The sequence below is a fragment of the Duganella sp. Dugasp56 genome (genome assembly GCF_047304105.1).
Taxonomy (GTDB): Bacteria; Pseudomonadota; Gammaproteobacteria; order Burkholderiales; family Burkholderiaceae_D; genus Rugamonas; species Rugamonas hordei.
This window is the reverse complement of record NZ_JBGLYQ010000007.1, coordinates 17,533-37,834: the sequence shown is the minus strand read 5'-3', so window position 1 is coordinate 37,834 and position 20,302 is coordinate 17,533. Positions and strand designations below refer to the sequence as shown.

The following is a 20,302-nucleotide window of genomic DNA, read 5'->3' as shown; positions in this document are numbered from 1 at the left end:
CGGAACACTGGTAATTGGCTTTCGCCAGCGATCGCTCCTGGCCGGTAACAGACGCATGAGAACTCTAATCCATCTGACAATTCACGTCAGGTCGAGTTTGAGCGACTACGCCCAAGGATCCACTGGCAAAGCATCAGCTGGTAAAGCGCTCGATCTTCGCGCGTGTGTGCTCCATGTCGTGATCGGAGTCCGCGTAGCGTTTGGCGATCTCGATGAACTCCGGCTGCAGTTCGAGGAAGGCATCCAGCATGTCGGGATCGAAGTGCGAGCCGCGGCCTTCGACCATGATCGCCACCGCAGCCTCGTGCGACATGCCGTCCTTGTAGACGCGGCGGCTGATCAGCGCATCGTACACGTCGGCTACCGCCATCAGCCGCGCCGAGATCGGGATATCGTCGCCGGCCAGGCCTTCGGGATAACCGCTGCCGTCCCACTTTTCCTGGTGACCGTAGGCGATCTCCTTGGCGTACTTGAGGAACTCCACTTCCAGGCCCAGCTCGCGCTCGGCCTGGCGGATCGCGTCGCGGCCCAGCGTGGTGTGGGTCTTCATGATCTCGAATTCGTTGCCCTCGAAGCGGCCAGGCTTGAGCAGGATGCGGTCGGGGATGCCGACCTTGCCGATGTCGTGCAACGGCGCGGACTTGAACAGCAGCTCAATCGTCTTGTCGGTCAAGAAGTCACTGAAGCGCGGATTGGCACGCAGCTTTTCGGCCAGCGTCTTGACGTAGTGCGCGGTGCGGCGGATATGGTTGCCGGTTTCACTGTCGCGCGTTTCGGCCAGCGAGGCCATAGTGTGGATGGTGACGTCCTGCAGCGCGACGATCTCGCGCGTGCGCTTCTCGATTTCCGTTTCGAGGAAGTTGTTCTGGTCGCGCAGGAAGTCGTGCACGCGCTTCATCGACAGCTGGGTCTTGATGCGCGCCAGGACGATGGGCGCGGAGATCGGCTTGGTGATGTAGTCCGCCGCGCCGAGGCCCAGGCCCAGCTGCTCGTCCACCGTCTCGCTCATCGCGGTGACGAAGATGACCGGAATGTCGCGCGTATCGGGATTGGCCTTGAGCGCCTTGCAGACATCGTAGCCGCTCATGCCCGGCATCATCACGTCCAGCAGGATCAGGTCCGGCTTGGCTTCGCCGTTGGCGATTTTCAGCGCGCGCTCGCCGTTGACGGCGATCTTGGTGCGGTAGTCCTCTTCCAGCACCGCGCACAGCAGGTCGATGTTATCGGGCGTGTCGTCGACCACGAGGATGGTTGGCTTGGCGTTCATCGGTTTTTCCTTCTTATAAATCGGCATTCAGCGAGATATCCAGCGCTGCGGCGGCGGACTTCAATTCATCCAGCGCGCCTTCGAAATCATACTGCCCCAGCAGGCGGCGCAGCTGGCGGCCATGCTCGGCCTGCCCTGCCGCGGTCAACAGCGGACAGATACGGTCCAGCAGCTTGACGGCGGCGCTGTCGTCCTGCGCCAGCAGCAACGCAAGCTCCTTCGCCATGGCGGCCAGTTCGCCGAGGTCGATCTGCTGCGGCGATTCAATCGCGGCGCCGGCGCCCGGCTTGTCGTTCATCGCCATGGCGATGCGGGCCACCAGGTCGCCCAGCTCCTGCGCCATGGCGGCGATGGCTTCGTCGCGGCCTTTGGTGGCGCCCATGGCCAGCATCTGTTCCACCTTGCCGGCGGCATCGGCCATGCCGGTTGCGCCGATATTTCCGGCCAGGCCTTTCACAGTATGCGCCTCGCGCGTGGCGCCGGCCAGGTCGTTGTTTTCGATGGCGTTGGCGATGCGCGTCATGGCGTCGATCTGGGTTTCCACAAAGCGCGACAACAGCTTGCGCATCAGCTTGACGTTGCCGCCGACGCGCTGCAGCGCCGCCTCCATGCGCAGGCCGGCGATGATGGGCAGCGCTTCGTCGCGGCTGTCGCCGGCCGGCTGGGCTTCTGCCGCGTCGAGCGCCACAGGGTTCTTCACCTTGACCCAGCGCGACAGCGTCGTGAACAGCTGCGCCACGTCGATCGGCTTGGCGATGAAATCGTTCATACCGGCGGCGAGGCATTTTTCCTTGTCACCGACCATGGCGTTGGCGGTCATGGCGATCACCGGCAGGCTCGCGTGGCGCGGATCCTCCCGCAGCTTGCGGGTGGCGTCGTAGCCGTCCATCACCGGCATCTGGCAGTCCATCAACACGCCGTCATAGTCGGCCACGGCGATCTTGGCCAGCGCCATGGCGCCGTTGCTGGCGATGTCGACGCGGATGCCGGCGTCGCTGAGGATCTGCTGCGCCACTTCCTGATTGACTTCGTTGTCCTCCACCAGCAGCAGGTACGCGCCGCGCACCGATTCCTCGGCCGCCATGTAGTCGGCGCGGCGGCGCGTGCGGCGGCAGCTGCTCAAGTCCTTGCCGAACACGGTGGAAATCGAATCGAGCAGCGTCGACGAGCTGACCGGCTTGTTCAGCATGGCGTCGATGGCGATGCCGCGCGTTTCGTCGAGCAGCACGTCGCGGTTGTAGGCGGTGACCATGATGACGGCGGGTGCCTCGGCGCCGGCGGCCGCGGCCTGCTCGCGCATCGCCTGCAGCGTTTCTATGCCGTTCATGCCGGGCATCTGCCAATCCAGCAGCACGATGTTGAACGGACGGCCTTCGCTGCGTGCCTGCGTCACCATGTCGACGGCACGCCGGCCGTTGTCGGCCGAGGCGGCGGCGAACTGCATGGCCGACAGCATGCCCATGAAGATTTCGCGGGCACTGGCGTTGTCGTCCACCACCAGCACGCGCAGGCCGGAGATGTCGGGCATCGGCTGCGGCGCCTCGATGTCGGCGACGCCGAATTCGGCGGTGAAATGGAACGTGCTGCCGACGCCGGGCTGACTTTCCAGGCCGATCTCGCCGTTCATCAATTCGACCAGGCGTTTGCTGATGGTCAGGCCCAGGCCGGTGCCGCCGTGATGGCGCGTGGTCGAGGTGTCCGCCTGCGAAAAGGCCTGGAACAGGCGCGATTGCTGCTCCGGCGTCATGCCCGGACCGGTGTCGCGCACGTCGACGCGCAGGCGCACGCGCTGGTCCGCCAGGCGCTCGGCCACGCGTATCGTCACGACGATCTCGCCGTGCTGGGTGAACTTGATGGCGTTGTTGGTCAGGTTGATCATCACTTGGCCGAAGCGCAGCGGATCGCCGACCAGCGCCTGCGGCACTTCCGGCGCGATATCGAAAAGCAGTTCCAGTCCCTTGTCCTGCGCGCGCATGATGGACAGGTCGGCGATGTTCGCCATCACGTCTTCCACATAAAAATCGACCTGCTCGAAAGCCAGCTTGCCGGCCTCGATCTTCGAGAAGTCCAGGATATCGTTGATGATGCCCAGCAGGTTCTTGGCCGCGCCTTCGACCTTCTCCAGGTAGTTGCGCTGCTTAGGCGTCAGGTCGGTTTGCAGCGCCAGGTGCGTCATGCCGATGATGCCGTTCATCGGCGTGCGGATTTCGTGCGACATATTGGCCAGGAAGTCGGACTTCATCTTGGTCGCATCCTCGGCCACCGTCACCGCCTTGCGCAACTCCTGCTCGGCGGCCAGGCTGGCCGTCATCAGCTTCAGCGCATGCAGCAGCTCGCCCGTCTCGTCCTGCGACGTCACCTCGATGACGGAGCTCAGGTCGCCCTGCCCGACCCGCTTGGCGATCGCGATCGCCGCCTCCAGCGGACGCGTGATCGAGCGCGCCGAGAAGCCGAAGGCTATGCCGACGATCACCGCCAGCGCGCCCATCGCGGAAATCTCCATCAGCGACATATTGATGTCGGCGCGCGCCTGTTCGGCGCTGGTCATCACCTGCGCCTGCTGCAGCTGGCCCAGCTTCTTGATCTCTTCCTGCAGGCGCTCCAGCGCCGGCAAGGCCATCGAGTTCATCTTCTCCTCGGCGGCCTCGCGGTCCTCGCCTTCGACCATGTCGGCCACGGCGATGAAGCTGTCGTAGTAGGCGGCACGCGCCTGCTTGACCTTTTCGATCTGCGCCCGCGCCTCCGGCGCCGCATCCAGCCTGGCCAGCAGTTCCAGCTGGGCGTCGATGTCGATCTTGATCTTGTCGATGCGGCTGTAGCTGTCGATGCGGCGGTGCTTTTCCTTCTGGATGATCAGCGTGACGATGCGGGTCGCCGCCTCGCGCGACTGCGTGTCGATGGTGTTGATGGCGGCGCTGGCGGCCCAGTCCTGGTGCAGGATATGGTCGCTCTCGGCGCGGATGGCATAGATGCGGCTGACGCCGACCAGTATCACGCCGATCAGCAGCAGGATCAGGATGATGTAGCCGCTGCTGATACGCGCGCGGATACCCATGTCGCTAAAACGACGCATGCTTGCTTCCTTGTGGCTAGCCGGCCGGCTTCGGGTGGTCGGCGATGTGTTTCTTCAAACAGTCCGGGCACCAGCAGCTGGCGCCCGGCGTGGACGGTACCGGCAGCGAGGCCGGCAAATAGGTGCACCAGCAGGGCTGCGGCGGGGCCGACGGATCGGCGTCCGCCATCGCGCAACTGAATTCGGCGCCGCAGCGCGAGCAGGTGCTCATGGCGGGCTACGTGTGGCGGTGTTCCGCTTCGTCGTCGTCCAGCGGCGGCGGGCTGTCGGGCTCAAAATCGAGCGGAAAGCGGCGCATGGCCGAACGCAGCATCGACATCTGGCCGTTGAACCGGGTGCAGGCGTCGCACACCATCAAGTGCAGCCGCATGCGGGTGCGCTCGACGAATGACAAATCGCGGTCCATCCCTTCCGACACCAGCCGGTGGACTTCCCGGCAGGTCGGCTTCAAGCCGGTTTTATGAGATTCCATAGTCGCAGACAATCAATGATGCGGTCACGTGGCCTGGCGGTTGCCAAACCAGTTCAAGTCCAGGCATTCACGCAAGCGCATGCGCGCCCGGTACAGGAGCACCCATGCATTAGACGTGGTAATCGCCAATTCCTTACAAATTTCGTCGGTTTCCAGCTCCAGCCACTCCCGCATCATGAAAATCCGGGCGGTCTTGGCCGGCAGCTTCTCCAGGCAGATCTCCAGCACCTTGAAGAAATCCTTCTGCTCCAGCGTGGCGTCGGGGTCGCCCCAGGCCATCGGCTGCTCGCGCGTGTGGCCGTCGGCGATGAACAAGGCGTCGATGGCGTCGTCCTCGGACTGGTCGTCGTGGGTGTCGATCTGGCGCTCGCGCGAGCTGGCGCGCAGGCAGTCGATGATCTTGTACTTCAGGATGCCCGTCACATAGGTGCGCAGCGACGATTGGCCGGCAAAGCGCTCGGGCTTTTCCAGCACCGCGATCAGCGCATCCTGCACGGCGTCCTCCGCCAATGCCTGATTCCGAATTTGCAATTGTGCAAAACGGACAAGCAGTGGACGCATGACTTCTAGCTGGCGGTGGAGGGTGTTGGTGGCGGTCATAGTCGGGCAGCGTATCGGAGGTTCCGGGAAAATACAACCGGATGGCCCTATAATGCATGGTTGATTGCAGCATCAGGCTGTAAAATTGCACCAATTTTCCAAACCGGACTCGCCATGACCCAACTTGCTAACCTTAACTTAGGCATGACTGACGACTTGACCGCGGTGGCACCGCAGATCAAGGCGCAGATCCTGGCCGAGGCCCTGCCCTATATCCGTAACTTCCACGGCAAGACGATTGTCATCAAATACGGCGGCAACGCGATGACCGACGAGCGCCTGAAACACGGCTTCGCCCGCGATGTCATTTTGCTCAAGCTGGTGGGCATGAACCCGGTCGTGGTGCACGGCGGCGGTCCGCAGATCGACAACGCGCTGAAAAAAATCGGCAAGCAGGGCACCTTCGTGCAGGGCATGCGGATCACCGACGAAGAAACCATGGAAGTGGTGGAGTGGGTGCTGGGCGGCGAAGTCCAGCAGGACATCGTCATGCTGATCAATCACTACGGCGGCCAGGCGGTGGGCCTGACCGGCAAGGACGGCGGCCTGATACGCGCCAAGAAGATGTCCATGCCGGACAAGGACAATCCGGGCCAGTTCCTCGACATCGGCTTCGTCGGCGAGATCGACGCGATCAACCCGGCCGTGGTCAAGGCGCTGCAGGACGACGCCTTCATCCCGATCATTTCGCCGATCGGCTTCGGCCAGGATGGCCAGGCCTACAACATCAACGCCGACGTCGTCGCCGGCAAGATCGCGGAAATCCTGAAGGCTGAAAAGCTGATCATGATGACCAACATCGCCGGCGTGCAGGACAAGCAGGGCAATCTGGTGACCGACCTGTCGGCGCGCGAGATCGACGAGATGTTCGCCGACGGTACGATTTCGGGCGGCATGCTGCCTAAAATTTCATCAGCACTGGATGCGGCGAAGTCCGGCGTCAACACCGTTCACATCATCGACGGGCGAATTGAACACAGTTTATTGCTCGAGGTGTTGACCGAACAGGCTTTTGGCACTATGATCCGGTCTCACTGAAAAAACGGCGATGCACATTTTGCCGCGATTTCAAGTGCATCGCCATACCAGTACGCCCTTTTAGCTCAGTGGTAGAGCACTCCCTTGGTAAGGGAGAGGCCACGTGTTCAATCCACGTAAAGGGCACCATCTTTCGGCTTCACCTCTGCAGTACCCTCCCCGACTAGTAAATCCGCTCCACCTTGAGCCCGCGCTTGCGCAGCAGTTCCGGCACGCTTCCATTGCCGATCAGGTGCAAAATGCCGATCGCCGCCAGGCTGTTGTTTTCGCGCGCCATCAACTTGACCATGCCGTCGGCCAGCGCCGGATTGCGGCCGTCCAGCAGCACCCTCTGCACGAAGCGGCCGGAGAAGCTGTCGTCCCTCGCCGCCTTGGCCGCCAGCGCGTCCAGCCCGGCGATATCGGCCTTGCGCCAGGCGTCGGCGATCTCACGCGCCTGGTTGGCCTGCTCCTTGTCCTCGATGCCGGCGATGGCCTCCTCCAAAAACTTCAACTGGTCGGCGGCGCTCATCTTGTCGAACAGCGCCATCTGGCTGTCCGCCGATTCCAGCTCGACGATCTTCTGGCCGCGCGCGTGCGCCTGCCTGGACAGGTAGCCGTCCACCGCCAGCGCCGCATCGTAGCCCTGCGCCGAGAATTCGCTCACCGTCAGCAGGCTGGCCAGCAGCCACGGCTTCATCGGCGCCACCGTCTCCGGCTCGATGCCGTACTGCTTCAGCAAGCGCTCCAGCCGCAGCCGCCACGACGCCGACAGCGCCGGCCCCGCCGGCCCGCCGCGCATCACCATGCCGTGCCGTTGCACGGCGCGCGTCAGCTGCTGCTGGTCGCCCAGCGGATCGATCTCCAGCGCCAGCACCGGCGCCCTGGCTATCACCTCCGCCACGCGCGGCTCCAGCGGATAGAAATCCGCGGCGCCGACGTGGATGGTGCCGAACAGGTACAGCGTGTGTCCGCCGTGCTCCACCTTGAACAGCGCGCCGTGCTTGTCGATCGCCCAGGCCGGACTGAGGACAAACCAGAACAAACCGCAGAACATCACTATAATCTGGCGCAGCATGGTTTCCTTTAAAGATGGCTCTGAAGTGAATATTACTCGCAACTCCCCGGTGTGGCTGTTCGATCTCGATAACACCCTGCACAACGCCTCGCACGCGATCTTCCCGACGATCATGGCCAACATGAACGTCTACATCGCCAATGTGCTGGGCGACGGCGTGACGCCGGCCGGCGAGGACGCCGTCAACGCGGCGCGCACCATGTACTGGCGGCGCTACGGCGCCACCATGCTGGGACTGGTCAAGCACCACGGCGTGCGGGCCGAGCACTTTCTGCGCGAAACCCATGCGATCGCCGGCCTGACGGCGATGATCCGCGCCGAGCGCGGCCTGCGCCAGCTGCTGCGCCGCCTGCCCGGCCGCAAGATCCTGCTGACCAACGCGCCGCACCGCTACTCGACGCAGGTGCTGCGCCACCTGGGACTGCAGCGCGAATTCAGCCACCACATATCGGTGGAGGCGATGACGGTGCACCGGCAGATGCGGCCCAAGCCGTCGAAGCTGCTGCTGCGCAAACTGATGCGCCGCCATGGGCTGGCGCCCGGCCGCTGCATCCTGGTCGAGGACACGCTGGCCAACCTGCGCAGCGCGCACGAGCTGGGCATGCGCACGGCGTGGGTCACGCAATACCTGGAGGTGGGCGACGCCATCGGCCTGGCCCATCCGCAAAAAAGGCTAAATCGCCCCGCTTATGTCGATGTCAAAGTAAAATCTGTCAGGAATTTACCGGCACGCCTGCATTACCTGCGTCACCTGCATTAACCAACCCATCCATTTACTCGCGAGATCACATGGCAAGCACACCGCCGGGCCAGCGCCGCATGCAAATCCTGCAGGCGCTGGCGGAGATGCTGGAACAGCCCAAGGGCGACAAGATCACCACCGCCGCGCTGGCGCGCAAGCTGGAGTTTTCCGAAGCCGCGCTGTACCGGCACTTCGCCAGCAAGGCGCAGATGTTCGAGGGGCTGATCGAGTTCATCGAGTCGACGGTGTTCGGCCTGATCAACCAGATCGCCGACCGCCAGAGCGACGGCGCCGCCCAGGCGCGTGATATCGTCGGCATGCTGCTGCATTTCGCCAGCCAGAACCCGGGCATGACGCGGGTGCTGATCGGCGACGCGCTGGTCAACGAGGACGAGCGGCTGCAGGCGCGCATGAACCAGTTTTACGATCGCGTCGAGCTGGCGCTGAAGCAGGCCTTGCGGCTGGCCGTCACCGAAGGCCATGGACATGAAGCGGACGTGAACGCGCGCGCCGGCATGCTGGCCAGCTTCGTCATCGGCCGCTGGCACCGCTACGCCAAGAGCGGCTTCAAGAACAACCCGTCGCAGGACGCACCGCTGCAAATCGCCCTGCTGCTTTCGTAAGTTGAACATGAACGACGAAGTTTTCGCACTGCTCGATGACGCCAGCCCCGAAGGCACGCAAGCCCCGGACGCGCGCTCACGCCTGTACACCGGCCACACCGCCACGTTGCGCTGCGACGACATCGGCCAGTGGCCGCAACTGCTGGCGCAAATGCAGGCGGCGCTGACGCGCGGCGAATACGCGGTCACCGTGTGCAGCTACGAACTGGGTGCCGAGCTGCTCGAACTCGGCGCGGCGCCGGCGCCTGCCGATCCGGCCTTGCCATTGCCGCTGGCGCAAGTCCTGCTGTTCAAGGATTGCACGCAGCTGTCCGCATCCGAAGTCGGCGATTGGCTGGCGGCGCGCTCCTTCCCGATCGAGCGACCGGCCGGCATCGCCAACATCCGCGCCAACATCGACCAGGAAGCCTTCACCGGCGCGCTGGCGCGCATCCGCGACTACATCGAGGCCGGCGACACCTACCAGGTCAATTACACCTACAGGCTGCGTTTTGACGCGTTTGGCAGCATCCACGCGCTGTACGCCCGCCTGCGCGGCCGCCAGCCGGTTCCTTACGGCGCTCTGGTGCGGCTGGACGACGGCACTGCCATCCTGTCGCTGTCGCCCGAGCTGTTTGCGCGCCACGAGAACGGCGTGATCACCGCGCGGCCGATGAAAGGCACGGCGCCCGCCGCGCCGTCTGCGCAGGCCGCCGACAACATCCAGCGCGCCACCGTGCTGGCTGCCGATCCGAAGAACCGCGCCGAGAACCTGATGATCGTCGACCTGCTGCGCAACGACATCGCCCGCATCGCGCAGACCGGCTCGGTGGAAGTGCCGGCACTGTTCGAAGTGCACCGCTACAGCAGCGTGCTGCAGATGACCTCGACCATCACCGCCAGGCTGCGCGAGGATGCCACGCTGGCCGATATCTTCAACGCGCTCTACCCGTGCGGCTCGATCACCGGCGCACCGAAGCGGCGCACCATGGAGATCATCCGCGAACTGGAGCCGGACCCGCGCGGCGTCTACACCGGCGCCATCGGCTGGTTCGATCCGCGCGCGGACGGCAAGGTCGGCGACTTCTGCATGTCGGTGCCGATCCGCACGCTGACGCTGCGGGCGCCGGACAGCCCCCACGGCTTGCGCAAAGGCGAGATGGGCGTCGGCGCCGGCATCGTCTTCGACAGCGACCCGCTGGAGGAATACGCCGAATGCCAGCTCAAGGCGCGCTTCCTCACCGGCCTGAAAAACGACTTCGAGATTTTCGAAACCATGCGTGCCACCCGCGATGGCGCGCGCCATCGCCAACGCCATCTGGCGCGGCTGGCCGCATCGGCGAAGTACTTCGGTTTTTCCTGGGATGCGGCGGCGGCCGATGCCTACCTGGACACCGCCTGCGCGATGCTGGATGCCGGCATCGACTACCGCCTGCGCCTGGCGCTGAGCCCATCGGGCGCGTTCTCGGTGCAGCACGCGCCGCTGGCGCCGCTGGCCGAACCGGTGCGCGTGCTGCTGGCGCCGGACACGACGCATTCGGGCGACCTGTTCCTGCGCCATAAGACCAGCATCCGCACCCGCTACGACGCCGCCTGGCGCGAGGCCGAAGCGAAGGGCGCGTTCGATACGCTGTTCTTCAACGAGCGCGGAGAATTGACCGAGGGCGGCCGCAGCAATGTGTTCGTGCGCGTAGCCGGCCGCTGGCTCACGCCGCCTTTAAGCAGCGGCATCCTGCCCGGCGTGATGCGCGCCGTGATGCTGGACGATCCGCAATGGAACGCCAGCGAGGCGGTCATCACCCGCGCGATGCTGGAAACGGCCGACGAGATCGTCGTCTGCAACGCGTTGCGCGGTGCGATGAGGGCGACGCTGGCCTGAGGCCCGGCCTCACATGTCGATCATCATCTCGAAGCCGCCAAAGATCATGCGCTTGCCGTCGAAGGGCATGTTCTTCGGATCCATGTAGGCGGCGATGCGCGGATCCTTCATCACCTTGTCGTTGATGGCGTCGCGCGCGGCGCGGGATTCGTAGACGATCCATGAAAACACCACCGCCTCGTCTTCCTTCAACTCCACGCTGAGCGGGAAGGAAGTGATCTTGCCGGGCGGGACATCGTCGCCTATGCATTCGCGGAATTCCAGCGCGCCGAATTCCTTCCACACCTTGCCGCACTCGAGCGACATCTTCTTGTACTCCTCCACCTTGTCCTTGGGTACTGGAATCACAAAACCGTCTACGTATGGCATGTCCGTCTCCTTGGTTGTGTTGAGCGATTCAGATTAGCCAAGGTTGACAAAAATGACAAGCGGCGCACCCTAGACCTAGATCGTGTTGGCGAAGCGGCGGCGATAGGCGCCCGGCGTGGTCGCGGCCAGGCGGCGGAAATGGTGGCGCAATGATTCCTCCGAACCGAAGCCGGCGCGCTCGGCGATCTGCGCCAGCGGCACGTCGAGCACTTCCAGCATCTCCTTGACGATCGCCACGCGCTCGCGGATCAGCCATTCCACCGGGCCGAGGCCGGTCGCCTGCTGGAACTGCCGCTGCAAGGTGCGCGGGCTCATCGCGGCGCGCTCGGCCATGCTGTTGACGGTGTGCTGCTGCGCCGGATTGCTGCGCAGCCAATCCATCAGCCGCGACAGCCGCCCCTGCTCCCCCTGCGCCATCGGACGCGGCAGGAACTGCGCCTGTCCGCCCTCGCGATGCGGCGCCACCACCAGCCGCTGCGCCACCAGGTTGCCGACCTTGGCGCCGTAGTCGCGCCGTACCAGATGCAACAGCATGTCGAGGCCGGCGGCCGATCCGGCGGCGGTGATCACCTGGCCGTTATCCACATACAAATCGTCGGGCTGGACCGCGATCTGTGGATAACGTTGCGCCAGCCGGTCGGCATAACGCCAGTGGGTGGTGGCGCGCTGGCCGTCCAGCACGCCGGCGGCGGCCAGCACGAACACGCCGGAGCAGATCGAGCACAAGCGGGTGCCGCGCCGGTGGGCGGCGCGGATCATGTCCAGCAGCGCGGGCGGCGGCAATTCGTCGGCATCGCGCCAGCCGGGAATGATGATGGTGTCGGCCCGCTCCAGCAATTCCGGCGTGTACGGCGCCTGCACGATGATGCCGCCGGCTGCGCGTATCGGCCCGGGCTCGACGGCGCAGACGGCAAAATCGTACCAGTCCACGTCCAGCTCGGGACGCTCCAGCGCGAACAGTTCGACCGTGCAGCCGAACTCGAAGGTGCACAGGCGGTCGTAGGCCAGTGCGACGACAAGATGTTTTTTCATGGCGCAATCTTAACGCAGAATGGCTTATGCGCCACTGCCGACGACGACGGCGCGGCCGCACAATGGCGTCACTGTCCACTCATTGAAGGAGATCAAGATGTCCGCCAAATCCCTCGTCAGCGCCATACCCGCCGCCCCCAGCGCCGCCGCTCTCGCCCACTTCGAAGCGAGTTTCAGCTATGAAACCGACTGCTGGGACGTGCACGACGCGCTGACCGGCGGCCAGCAGGATTTCGTCCTGCTCGATGTGCGCGGCACGGAAAAATACGCTGCCGGCCACGTGCCTGGCGCGCTCGATCTGGCGCACCGCAAGATCATCGGCTCGAAGATCGCCGAGTTCCCGGCGGATACCTTGTTCGTCGTCTATTGCGCCGGTCCGCACTGCAACGGCGCCGCCCGCGCCGCCGTACGACTGGCGCAACTGGGCCGTCCCGTCAAAGTCATGCCGGGTGGTATCACGGGCTGGCTGGACGAAGGTTTCGCCCTGGCCACGGGATCATAAAATTTCGATGAATTTTCCGCGCTTGAAATAACCACGGACAGCATAGCCGTCGAGTTCGCGGATCACCAGGTCGGGATCTTGCGGATCGACGCTGAAAACGGGGGTATCGGGATCGAGTGCATCGGCCAGCGCGGTGGCGGCGCGGTTGCACTCGGGGCGGTCGGGCGATGCTCGGACTACGATTCCACTGACTCGGACTTTCTTGCCACTGCGCGCCATTGCATCCTCCGCTGAACATTGAGCCGCCGGGGCGGCCATGTCTGTCAGACCCGGGGCAAGCTCAAAAGTTCAGGCAGGATTACATCGCCAGCGCTTTTTCCACGGCGCCGACCAGTTGCTTGTCGGTAGGCGTTACCTTGCTGCCGAAGTTGTCCACCACCTTGCCGTTGCGGTCGATCAGGTATTTGTGGAAGTTCCAGGCCGGCGCCTTGCCGGTGATCTTGATCAGGTTGGCGAACAGCGGGTTAGGTTCCTTGCCCGACACCACCGATTTGGCGAACATCGGGAACTTCACGCCGTAGGTGTTGTAGCAGAAATCGGCGATTTCCTTGCTGCTGCCCGGCTCCTGCTGGCCGAAGTCGTTCGACGGAAAGCCCAGCACCACCAGGCCCTTGCTGCCGTACTTGGCATACATCGCTTCCAGGCCTTCGTACTGGTTAGTAAAACCACAATAGCTGGCGGTGTTAACGACCAGAATCACCTTGCCGGAATACTGGCACAGGTCTTGCGGCGCCTCGTCCTGCAGGCGCTTGAAGGTTTGCTTCAGGATCGCGGGGCAGCTGCCCGGCGCGGCGACAGGCGCCGCCGCAGGCGCGGTCGCCGCTGGCGCTTGGGCAAACGCCGAAGCGCTGGCCAGCATGGTCAGCGAGGAAATCAGGCACAACTGGGCAAGGGACTTGGACATGGTTATCGGCCGAAAAAGGAAGGGGAAATCATTCTATGCCAAACCCGACAAAATTGCCGGGAGGCCCGAAATTTCCGGCCCTGGTCCTCCACACGATTGAGCGGGATTAAGCAAAATCCAAAAGCCTGCCGCACACTGGGAATCCGATCGCGCCAGCATGGAGGCCATCATGCGAATTCTTTGGTTGTTATGTCTGCTGATAACCGGCTTGGTCCGCGCGCAGACCGTCTCGTTGCCGGCGATGAACACCACCCAGGTCAGCGTATCCGGCCTGTCGTCCGGCGCCTTCATGGCGGTGCAGTTCGAGGTGGCGTTTTCCAGCGTCGTCACGGGCGCTGGCATCATCGCCGGCGGCCCGTACTTCTGCTCGCAGGGCAGCGTGTTCACCGCCACCACCAGCTGCAGCTGCACCACCGAACTGTTTTCCTGCCGCGTGCGGCAAGGCTCGACCCACGTGCCGGACCTGATCGCCTTTACCGACTGGTTTGCCGAAGGCGGCAGCATCGATCCGACCTCCGCGCTGGCCGCCCACAAGATATGGATGTTTTCGGGCAGCGCCGACAGCGTCGTGCCGCAGCCGGTGATGCACGACCTGTACGCCTATCTGCGCCACTACGTCGACGCCAACCGGATTTCCTACACGCGCGACCTGGAGGCCGAGCATGCGATGCCCACCGACCGCTACGGCAGCAGCTGCAAGACGCTGGGCAGCCCCTACATCAACAACTGCGGCTACGATGCGGCGGGCGAGCTGCTGAAGTGGATCTACGGCCCGCTGTTCCCGCGCAACACCGGCAACCGCAGCGGGCGCTTCATCGCCTTCGACCAGTCGGAGTTCATCCCGCTGCCGGGATGGCACGGCATGGCCGACACCGGCTATCTGTACGTGCCACCGGCCTGCGACACGGACGCCGGCGCCGGCTGCCGGCTGCATGTGGCCTTCCACGGCTGCCTGCAGGACCTCGACGATATCGGCACCACCTTCATCGAGCGCGCCGGCTACAACGCCTGGGCCGACACCAACAAAATAGTGATCCTGTATCCGCAGGCGACTGCGATTTTTCCCTACCCCAATCCCAACGCATGCTGGGACTGGTTTGCCTATGACGACACGCGCTACGCACAGAAAAACGGCCACCAGATGGCGGCCGTCAAGCGCATGGTCGACCGGCTGACGGGCGTCTCGCCGGTCACCGTGCTGGTGCGCGAAGTGCCTAGATGCCGCCCAGGCAGATGTACTTGATGACCAGGAACTCATCGAGCCCGTAGTGCGAACCCTCGCGTCCCAGGCCGGACTGCTTGACGCCGCCGAACGGCGCGATTTCGGTGGAGATCAGGCCGGTGTTGACACCCACCATGCCGCTCTCCAGTCCCTCCGCCACGCGCCAGATGCGGCCGATGTCGCGCGAATAGAAGTAGCTGGCCAGGCCGAACTCGGTGTCGTTGGCCAGGGCTATGGCTTCCTCGTCGGTCTTGAAGCGGAACAGCGGCGCCAGCGGGCCGAAGGTTTCCTCGGTCGCCACGATCATGTCGTTGCTGACGTCGGCGATCACGGTAGGCTGGAAGAAACTGTGGCCCAGCTCGTGGCGCTTGCCGCCCGTCAGCAGGCGACCGCCCTTGGCCAGCGCGTCGGCCACGTGCTGCTCGACCTTCTGCACCGCCTTCTCGTCGATCAATGGTCCTTGCGTGACGCCAGGCTCGACGCCGTTGCCGACCTTGAGCTTGCCCACGGCCGCCACCAGTTTTTCCGCGAACTGTTCGTAGACGCCATCCTGCACGTAGATGCGGTTGGCGCAGACGCAGGTCTGGCCGGCGTTGCGATACTTGGACGCCAGCGCGCCTTCGACAGCGGCATCGAGGTCGGCGTCGTCGAACACGATGAAGGGCGCGTTGCCACCCAGTTCCAGTGACAGTTTCTTGATCGTCTTGGCGCTCTGCTCCATCAGCAGGCGGCCGACGGCTGTGGAGCCGGTGAAGGTCAGCTTGCGCACGGTCGGGTTGGAGGTCATCTCGGCGCCGATGTCCTTCGGCGTGCCGGTCACCACGCTGAACACGCCGGCCGGCACGCCGGCACGCTCAGCCAATACCGCCAGCGCCAGCGCGCAATACGGCGTCGCTTCCGCGGGCTTGAGCACCATCGGACAGCCGGCGGCCAGCGCCGGGCCGGCCTTGCGGGTGATCATCGCGATCGGGAAGTTCCACGGCGTGATGGCGGCGCAGACGCCGATCGGTTCCTTGGTCACCAGCAGGCGGCGGTCCTGCCACGGCGAGGCCAGCGTTTCGCCGGCGACGCGCTTGGCTTCCTCGCCGAACCATTCGATGAAGGAGGCGCCGTAGGCGACTTCGCCACGCGACTCGGCCAGCGGCTTGCCCTGCTCGGCCGTCATCAGCTGCGCCAGGTCTTCGGTGTTTTCCAGGATCAGGTCATTCCACTTGCGCAGGATGATGGCGCGCTCGCGGGCGCTCTTCTTGCGCCAGGCCGGCCAGGCCGCGTTGGCGGCCGCGATCGCGCGTTTGGTTTCGGCGGCGCCCATCAGCGGAATGGTGCCGAGTTGTTCGCCGGTGGCGGGATTGGTGACGGCCAGCGTGGCGCCGTTGTCGGCGTCGCTCCACTGGCCGTTGATGTAGGCTTGCTGGCGCAGCAGCGTCGGATCTTTCAGTTGCAGCATGGGTGATCTCCTTCATTGCGCAAAGGATCACTATGCCACAGACCGCGGCGGCGCGTTTTACTCCACGGTGAACGAGGACAGGTCGGGATGCGGTTCCGGATAGGCCAGATCCATGCTTTCCAGCGTCTCCAGCAGCAGGCTGGCGACCACCAGGTTGCGGTGCGTCTTGGAATTGGCCGGCACGATGTACCACGGCGCGTGCGGCGCGTTGGTTTCGCGGATGGCCTTCTCGTATGCGCGCTGGTAATCGTCCCACTTCTTGCGCTGCTCGACGTCGGTCGGATTGAATTTCCACTGCTTGTCCGGATCGTCCAGGCGCTCCTGCAGGCGCTGGCGCTGCTCTTCCTTCGAGATGTGCAGGAAGACCTTGATGATGGTGGTCCCGGTCTCGCTCAGCATGCGTTCGAAATCACGGATCTGCGCGTAGCGGCGCTCGCATTCCTTGGCGTCGATCATGCCCTGCACCTTGGTGATCAACACGTCTTCGTAATGACTGCGGTTGAAGATGGCGATTTCACCCTTGACGGGCACCTGCTGGTGCACGCGCCACAGGTAGTCGTGGGCCAGTTCGTTGTCGGTCGGCGCCTTGAAGGCGACCGCCTTCACCCCCATCGGGCTGATGCCGCTGAACATGACGCGTATCGTGCCGTCCTTGCCGGAGGTGTCCATGCCCTGCAGGATCAGCAGCACTTTTTGATTGTGCTGCGCGTACAGCTTGTCCTGCAAGGCCGAGATGCGGTCGATCAGCGCGACAGTGCGCTTGATGTCGAGCGCCTTGCCTTTGGACTTGCTCAGTTCCGGATTGGCGGAGCGGCTGGAAAAAGCATCGTCATCCGCATATTTTTCATGCAGTTTCTGCTTGGCGGTGGCGCGGAAGCGCTGGCGGGCGTCATGTGTCATGAGGCAAGCTTATCACTTTACGGCCAGCGTGGCGGCACGATAACCCCACCACGCCGCCTCCTCGAACACCGAGAAACCCGACAGGTCGGCATGCGCGAACAGGATGCTGCCGTCCGCCTCGCGCAGCGCCTTCGTGCCGGCGTTGCTGCGGAAGTTGGGCCACGGCGACGCCATCGCGTGGCCGCGCAAGGTGATGTCGACCCGCTCGACGCAAGACGCGAACTGCGCGCCGTAGGCCTCCTTCAAATCGGCGCTGGCCAGCGCCAGCAGTTCCTCCGGGCTGGCCGCCGCCAACCAGCGGCGCGCGGCGAGGGGCTTGCGGTCCGACAGCGCGACATAGGCGCTGAACACCGTCTTTTCCGGCGGCCGCACGCGGATGTCCTGGTGGGTGGAGACCACGAAGCCCAGCCCCGGCTCGCTGTACACCACGTTATCCCACGACAGCGGCTGGCTGGGCCGCTCTTCCGGAAAGCGCTTGAGCAGGAAGTTCGCCACCATCCACGGCGCGTATTCGGGGATGTGCTTGGCCGGATCGAAGCCGTATTCGGCGATGTTATCCACAACCCGCGCGGCGATGTTGACTGGCATGGCGCAGATCGCCTTGCGGGCGCGGACCAGATAGGTGCTGGGCTTGCCGGCTTCCAGCGCGAAGCACAGCGCTTCGACCCCGTTCGCCGTTTTTTTCAGCGACACCACGGTGCCGGCCAGGCGCGGCACGCCGGCCGCGCGTTCCATGCCTTTGGCCAGCGGCTGCAAGCCTCCCGGCCACGTCAGCCAGGCGCCGTTGCCGGCGTTGGCGGCCTGACCCCAGCGGCTGCAGTAGTAATGCAGGCCGGCCCACGCCGACACCTGGTCGTAGCGGGTGCCGTAGTCGTCGCGGCAGCAGTAGTTCAGATACCAGTGCAAGGTCGGCGATTTGTAGCCGCTCTGTTCCAGCCACTGCTTGAGCGTGATGCGGTCCAGCGCCTGCCACTGCGGGTCTTCCGACGACATCACGGTCGGGAACACGAACACGCGGCGGCCATCGGCGCCCTTGGTCTGGCGCAGCCTGGTCACTTCGGCGAAGAAGCGCGCATGCTCGTCGCGCTCCCATTGCGGCACGCCGTCCGTCGGGATGAAGCCGTCCTGCCAATGGCCGTTGAACAGCAGCCGCTCCTCCGGCCCGTGCAGGATGTAGCGCTCGTCGTAGTAGGGCTTCTCCGCCATCGCGTCTTTTTGAATGATGCCCAGGTCGGCCAGGATCTCGCGCACGTGCACCGACTCCGGCGACGGCAGCGGCAGGTAGTGCGCACCGGTCGGATATTCGAGATCGTCGAAGGCGCCGCCGGCCGCGTTGCCGTACGGCTGCGGGCCGTCGATCATCAGCACGTCGGACTGGCCGAGTTTTTTCAGCTTCCACGCGGCGGTCAGGCCGGCGATGCCGGAGCCGAGTATCGCGATATCGATGTGGATAACTTTTGACGGCGGCGGCAACGGGCGGCGGTCGCGCAGATAGTGGCCTTCGTCGCGGCCCGGATAGCGGACCGTCGGCGTGATCTCCTGCCAGCGCTGGAAGCCGGCCACGCTGCCGGCCGCCACCACGCCGCTGGCGCCGGCCCACACGAGGAAGGAACGACGCAGCATCAGCGTATCACCCGGCGCCAGTCCTGCTCGAACTCGTGCACCAGCGACTGCGTGTTGAGCCGGTTGGGTTCCATCGGCAGCGGCTTCATATCCGGCGGGAAGATGAACATCTCGCGCGTGGTGTCGGCGTTCAGGTAGCGCATCGGCAGGCGGTAGTTCACCGGCGGCTTGTAGTCCGCCTGCGGCGAGGCCAGGATGAAGCCCCATTCGCCGAACGACGGCACGTAGGCGTGATATGGCCAGGTCTTCATGCCCACCTCGCGCAGCGTGGCGTCGATGGTCCAGTAGGCATGCGGCGCAAAGAACGGCGACGTCGACTGCACCACCATCAAACCATTGGCGGCCAGGTGCTTCCTCACCATGCCGTAGAACGGCACCGAATACAGCTTGCCCAGCGCGAAGCTGGACGGATCGGGGAAGTCCACGATGACGGCGTCGAACATGTCGTCGTTGTGCTGCAGCCAGATCGCCGCGTCGGCGTTGATGACGCGCACGCGCTTGTCGCTGAACGAGCCGCCATTCAGCTTGACCAGCTCCTCGCGCTTGGTGAAGGCGCCCGTCATGGCCGGGTCCAGGTCGACCAGCGTGACCTGCTCGATGTTCGGATAGCGCAGGATCTCGCGCAGCGCCAATCCGTCGCCGCCGCCCAGCACCAGCACATGCTTCGCCCAGGGCAGCGGTTGCAGCACCGGGTGCACCAGCGCCTCGTGATAGCGGTATTCGTCGCGCGAGGAGAACTGCAGGTTGCCGTTGATGTACAGGCGCAGGTCGTCCTTCCAGCGCGTGATCACCAGCCGCTGGTACGGCGTGGTGGTGGCGAACACGATCTCGTCGCCGAACAGGCCATGCTCGCCCCAGTAGGTGAGCTTGTCGGCGAAGGCGAAGCCGAACACCAGCACGCACATCACGCTGGCCGCGCGCAGCATGCGGCCGCTGACGTTTTTCAGCTCTGTGCGAAACGCGGTAATTGTCCACAGGGCGACGCCGACGTTGAGCATGCCGAACAGGAAGCCGGTGCGCACCAGTCCCAGGTACGGCGCCAGCACCAGCGGAAACAGCAGCGACACGGCCAGCGCGCCGAGATAGTCGAAGGTCAGCACGCGGCTGACCAGTTCATTGAATTCGGTCTGGCGGGCGTTCAGCGCGCGCATCACCAGCGGCACCTCCATGCCGACGAAGGCGCCGATCAGGAACACCATCACGTAAAGCAGCGTGCGGAACGGCGCGGCCATCCACGAAAAGGTCAGGAACAGGATCGCGGCCGACACGCCGCCGATCAGGCCGACCGCCAGTTCGATATCGACAAAGCGCGACAGCACATCCTCATCCCGTACATACTTGGAAAAATGCGCGCCGACGCCCATCGCGAACAAATAGCAACCGATGATGGTGGAAAACTGCAGGATGGAGTCGCCCAGCAGGTAGCTGGACAGCGCGCCGGCGATCAATTCATAGGCCAGCCCACAGGAAGCAACCACGAACACGGACAGGATCAGAATCTTTTTGGTCATTTGCGCTTTTTTGAACTATTATCAACGAATCATTGCCAAGTTCACCACTTTAACTGAAGGTG

Annotated in this window: 20 protein-coding genes and 1 tRNA gene; 7 read left to right on the top strand and 14 right to left on the bottom strand. The window is 64.3% G+C overall.

The features are described from left to right. Positions 1-133: 133 nt before the first annotated feature. Genes ACCD07_RS06310 through ACCD07_RS06290 form a run of 5 tightly spaced genes read right to left on the bottom strand, consistent with a single transcriptional unit; the run spans position 134 to position 5,412 of the window. The gene (locus tag ACCD07_RS06310) at positions 134-1,267 is read right to left on the bottom strand and encodes a two-component system response regulator (protein WP_413446827.1); all 1,134 of its coding nucleotides are present in this window, start codon (positions 1,265-1,267) and stop codon (positions 134-136) included. A 13-nt stretch (positions 1,268-1,280) separates the two neighbouring features. Next, a complete protein-coding gene (locus tag ACCD07_RS06305; protein WP_413446826.1) occupies positions 1,281-4,340 on the bottom strand; it encodes a response regulator in 3,060 nt (1,019 codons plus the stop codon). A 16-nt stretch (positions 4,341-4,356) separates the two neighbouring features. Beyond that, the gene (locus ACCD07_RS06300; protein WP_413446825.1) at positions 4,357-4,551 is read right to left on the bottom strand and encodes a cysteine-rich CWC family protein; all 195 of its coding nucleotides are present in this window, start codon (positions 4,549-4,551) and stop codon (positions 4,357-4,359) included. Positions 4,552-4,557: 6 nt separating this feature from the next. Further along, complete coding sequence (locus tag ACCD07_RS06295) at positions 4,558-4,812, bottom strand: zf-HC2 domain-containing protein (RefSeq protein ID WP_176653176.1); 255 nt, start codon at positions 4,810-4,812, stop codon at positions 4,558-4,560. Between the two features lie 24 nt (positions 4,813-4,836). Beyond that, on the bottom strand, positions 4,837-5,412 hold the full coding sequence (locus ACCD07_RS06290) for a sigma-70 family RNA polymerase sigma factor (protein WP_413446824.1): 576 nt from the start codon (positions 5,410-5,412) through the stop codon (positions 4,837-4,839). Positions 5,413-5,556: 144 nt separating this feature from the next. Here ACCD07_RS06290 and argB point away from each other — a divergent pair, with 144 nt between their 5' ends. Together argB and ACCD07_RS06280 are read left to right on the top strand one after the other, a co-directional pair. After that, positions 5,557-6,450 (top strand): acetylglutamate kinase, encoded by an 894-nt coding sequence (argB, locus tag ACCD07_RS06285; RefSeq protein ID WP_176653178.1) that lies wholly within the window; start codon positions 5,557-5,559, stop codon positions 6,448-6,450. A 54-nt stretch (positions 6,451-6,504) separates the two neighbouring features. Continuing rightward, positions 6,505-6,579 (top strand) — tRNA-Thr (locus ACCD07_RS06280). Positions 6,580-6,613: 34 nt separating this feature from the next. Here ACCD07_RS06280 and ACCD07_RS06275 read toward each other — a convergent pair. Next, on the bottom strand, positions 6,614-7,507 hold the full coding sequence (locus ACCD07_RS06275) for a TraB/GumN family protein (protein WP_413446823.1): 894 nt from the start codon (positions 7,505-7,507) through the stop codon (positions 6,614-6,616). A 25-nt stretch (positions 7,508-7,532) separates the two neighbouring features. Between ACCD07_RS06275 and ACCD07_RS06270 the strand changes: the two genes are divergently transcribed. Genes ACCD07_RS06270 through pabB form a run of 3 tightly spaced genes read left to right on the top strand, consistent with a single transcriptional unit; the run spans position 7,533 to position 10,730 of the window. Continuing rightward, positions 7,533-8,267 (top strand): pyrimidine 5'-nucleotidase, encoded by a 735-nt coding sequence (locus ACCD07_RS06270; RefSeq protein ID WP_413446822.1) that lies wholly within the window; start codon positions 7,533-7,535, stop codon positions 8,265-8,267. 29 nt (positions 8,268-8,296) lie between these two features. After that, positions 8,297-8,872, top strand: a complete 576-nt coding sequence (slmA, locus tag ACCD07_RS06265; protein ID WP_176653181.1) for a nucleoid occlusion factor SlmA — start codon at positions 8,297-8,299, stop codon at positions 8,870-8,872. Positions 8,873-8,879: 7 nt separating this feature from the next. Continuing rightward, positions 8,880-10,730 carry an aminodeoxychorismate synthase component I gene (pabB, locus tag ACCD07_RS06260; protein ID WP_413446821.1) on the top strand — a complete coding sequence of 617 codons (1,851 nt, stop codon included), beginning with the start codon at positions 8,880-8,882 and terminating at the stop codon, positions 10,728-10,730. Positions 10,731-10,739: 9 nt separating this feature from the next. Here pabB and ACCD07_RS06255 read toward each other — a convergent pair whose 3' ends face one another. Together ACCD07_RS06255 and ftrA are read right to left on the bottom strand one after the other, a co-directional pair. Next, positions 10,740-11,099: a DUF1428 domain-containing protein gene (locus ACCD07_RS06255; protein WP_353401863.1), complete on the bottom strand. Its 360-nt coding sequence runs from the start codon at positions 11,097-11,099 to the stop codon at positions 10,740-10,742. A gap of 75 nt (positions 11,100-11,174) precedes the next feature. Beyond that, positions 11,175-12,131 carry a transcriptional regulator FtrA gene (gene ftrA / locus ACCD07_RS06250; RefSeq protein ID WP_413446820.1) on the bottom strand — a complete coding sequence of 319 codons (957 nt, stop codon included), beginning with the start codon at positions 12,129-12,131 and terminating at the stop codon, positions 11,175-11,177. Between the two features lie 97 nt (positions 12,132-12,228). Between ftrA and ACCD07_RS06245 the strand changes: the two genes are divergently transcribed. Next, complete coding sequence (locus ACCD07_RS06245) at positions 12,229-12,633, top strand: rhodanese-like domain-containing protein (protein ID WP_413446819.1); 405 nt, start codon at positions 12,229-12,231, stop codon at positions 12,631-12,633. On the opposite strand, the gene ACCD07_RS06240 is transcribed toward ACCD07_RS06245, so the two are convergent. Continuing rightward, on the bottom strand, positions 12,628-12,852 hold the full coding sequence (locus ACCD07_RS06240; RefSeq protein WP_413446818.1) for a hypothetical protein: 225 nt from the start codon (positions 12,850-12,852) through the stop codon (positions 12,628-12,630). The genes ACCD07_RS06245 and ACCD07_RS06240 overlap by 6 nt on opposite strands. A 79-nt stretch (positions 12,853-12,931) precedes the next feature. Next, positions 12,932-13,537, bottom strand: a complete 606-nt coding sequence (locus ACCD07_RS06235) for a glutathione peroxidase (protein ID WP_413446817.1) — start codon at positions 13,535-13,537, stop codon at positions 12,932-12,934. 208 nt (positions 13,538-13,745) lie between these two features. On the opposite strand from ACCD07_RS06235, the gene ACCD07_RS06230 reads away from it, so the two are divergent. Then, positions 13,746-14,780, top strand: a complete 1,035-nt coding sequence (locus ACCD07_RS06230; RefSeq protein ID WP_413446816.1) for a PHA-depolymerase-like protein — start codon at positions 13,746-13,748, stop codon at positions 14,778-14,780. Here the strand turns inward: ACCD07_RS06230 and ACCD07_RS06225 are convergent. The 4 genes from ACCD07_RS06225 to ACCD07_RS06210 are packed head-to-tail and all read right to left on the bottom strand — an operon-like array spanning position 14,752 to position 20,240. After that, complete coding sequence (locus ACCD07_RS06225) at positions 14,752-16,206, bottom strand: NAD-dependent succinate-semialdehyde dehydrogenase (RefSeq protein WP_413446815.1); 1,455 nt, start codon at positions 16,204-16,206, stop codon at positions 14,752-14,754. The two genes, ACCD07_RS06230 and ACCD07_RS06225, sit on opposite strands and share 29 nt — an antisense overlap. A 57-nt stretch (positions 16,207-16,263) precedes the next feature. After that, on the bottom strand, positions 16,264-17,106 hold the full coding sequence (locus tag ACCD07_RS06220; protein WP_413446814.1) for a polyphosphate kinase 2 family protein: 843 nt from the start codon (positions 17,104-17,106) through the stop codon (positions 16,264-16,266). A gap of 12 nt (positions 17,107-17,118) precedes the next feature. Next, positions 17,119-18,729 (bottom strand): NAD(P)-binding protein, encoded by a 1,611-nt coding sequence (locus tag ACCD07_RS06215; RefSeq protein WP_413446813.1) that lies wholly within the window; start codon positions 18,727-18,729, stop codon positions 17,119-17,121. Next, positions 18,729-20,240 carry a polyamine aminopropyltransferase gene (locus tag ACCD07_RS06210; protein WP_413446812.1) on the bottom strand — a complete coding sequence of 504 codons (1,512 nt, stop codon included), beginning with the start codon at positions 20,238-20,240 and terminating at the stop codon, positions 18,729-18,731. Before ACCD07_RS06210 ends, ACCD07_RS06215 begins: the two co-directional genes overlap by 1 nt. Positions 20,241-20,302: the final 62 nt, after the last annotated feature.

What these genes read in the sequence shown, in the direction of transcription:
- ACCD07_RS06235 (WP_413446817.1), bottom strand. Translation starts at nt 13,537, where the DNA reads ATGTCCAAGTCCCTTGCCCAGTTGTGCCTGATTTCCTCGCTGACCATG.
- ACCD07_RS06215 (WP_413446813.1), bottom strand. Translation starts at nt 18,729, where the DNA reads ATGCTGCGTCGTTCCTTCCTCGTGTGGGCCGGCGCCAGCGGCGTGGTG.
- ACCD07_RS06275 (WP_413446823.1), bottom strand. Translation starts at nt 7,507, where the DNA reads ATGCTGCGCCAGATTATAGTGATGTTCTGCGGTTTGTTCTGGTTTGTC.
- ACCD07_RS06300 (WP_413446825.1), bottom strand. Translation starts at nt 4,551, where the DNA reads ATGAGCACCTGCTCGCGCTGCGGCGCCGAATTCAGTTGCGCGATGGCG.
- pabB (WP_413446821.1), top strand. Translation starts at nt 8,880, where the DNA reads ATGAACGACGAAGTTTTCGCACTGCTCGATGACGCCAGCCCCGAAGGC.
- ACCD07_RS06245 (WP_413446819.1), top strand. Translation starts at nt 12,229, where the DNA reads ATGTCCGCCAAATCCCTCGTCAGCGCCATACCCGCCGCCCCCAGCGCC.
- slmA (WP_176653181.1), top strand. Translation starts at nt 8,297, where the DNA reads ATGGCAAGCACACCGCCGGGCCAGCGCCGCATGCAAATCCTGCAGGCG.
- ACCD07_RS06255 (WP_353401863.1), bottom strand. Translation starts at nt 11,099, where the DNA reads ATGCCATACGTAGACGGTTTTGTGATTCCAGTACCCAAGGACAAGGTG.
- ACCD07_RS06220 (WP_413446814.1), bottom strand. Translation starts at nt 17,106, where the DNA reads ATGACACATGACGCCCGCCAGCGCTTCCGCGCCACCGCCAAGCAGAAA.
- ACCD07_RS06240 (WP_413446818.1), bottom strand. Translation starts at nt 12,852, where the DNA reads ATGGCGCGCAGTGGCAAGAAAGTCCGAGTCAGTGGAATCGTAGTCCGA.
- ACCD07_RS06305 (WP_413446826.1), bottom strand. Translation starts at nt 4,340, where the DNA reads ATGCGTCGTTTTAGCGACATGGGTATCCGCGCGCGTATCAGCAGCGGC.
- ACCD07_RS06310 (WP_413446827.1), bottom strand. Translation starts at nt 1,267, where the DNA reads ATGAACGCCAAGCCAACCATCCTCGTGGTCGACGACACGCCCGATAAC.
- ACCD07_RS06295 (WP_176653176.1), bottom strand. Translation starts at nt 4,812, where the DNA reads ATGGAATCTCATAAAACCGGCTTGAAGCCGACCTGCCGGGAAGTCCAC.
- ACCD07_RS06225 (WP_413446815.1), bottom strand. Translation starts at nt 16,206, where the DNA reads ATGCTGCAACTGAAAGATCCGACGCTGCTGCGCCAGCAAGCCTACATC.
- ACCD07_RS06290 (WP_413446824.1), bottom strand. Translation starts at nt 5,412, where the DNA reads ATGACCGCCACCAACACCCTCCACCGCCAGCTAGAAGTCATGCGTCCA.
- ACCD07_RS06210 (WP_413446812.1), bottom strand. Translation starts at nt 20,240, where the DNA reads ATGACCAAAAAGATTCTGATCCTGTCCGTGTTCGTGGTTGCTTCCTGT.
- ftrA (WP_413446820.1), bottom strand. Translation starts at nt 12,131, where the DNA reads ATGAAAAAACATCTTGTCGTCGCACTGGCCTACGACCGCCTGTGCACC.
- argB (WP_176653178.1), top strand. Translation starts at nt 5,557, where the DNA reads ATGACTGACGACTTGACCGCGGTGGCACCGCAGATCAAGGCGCAGATC.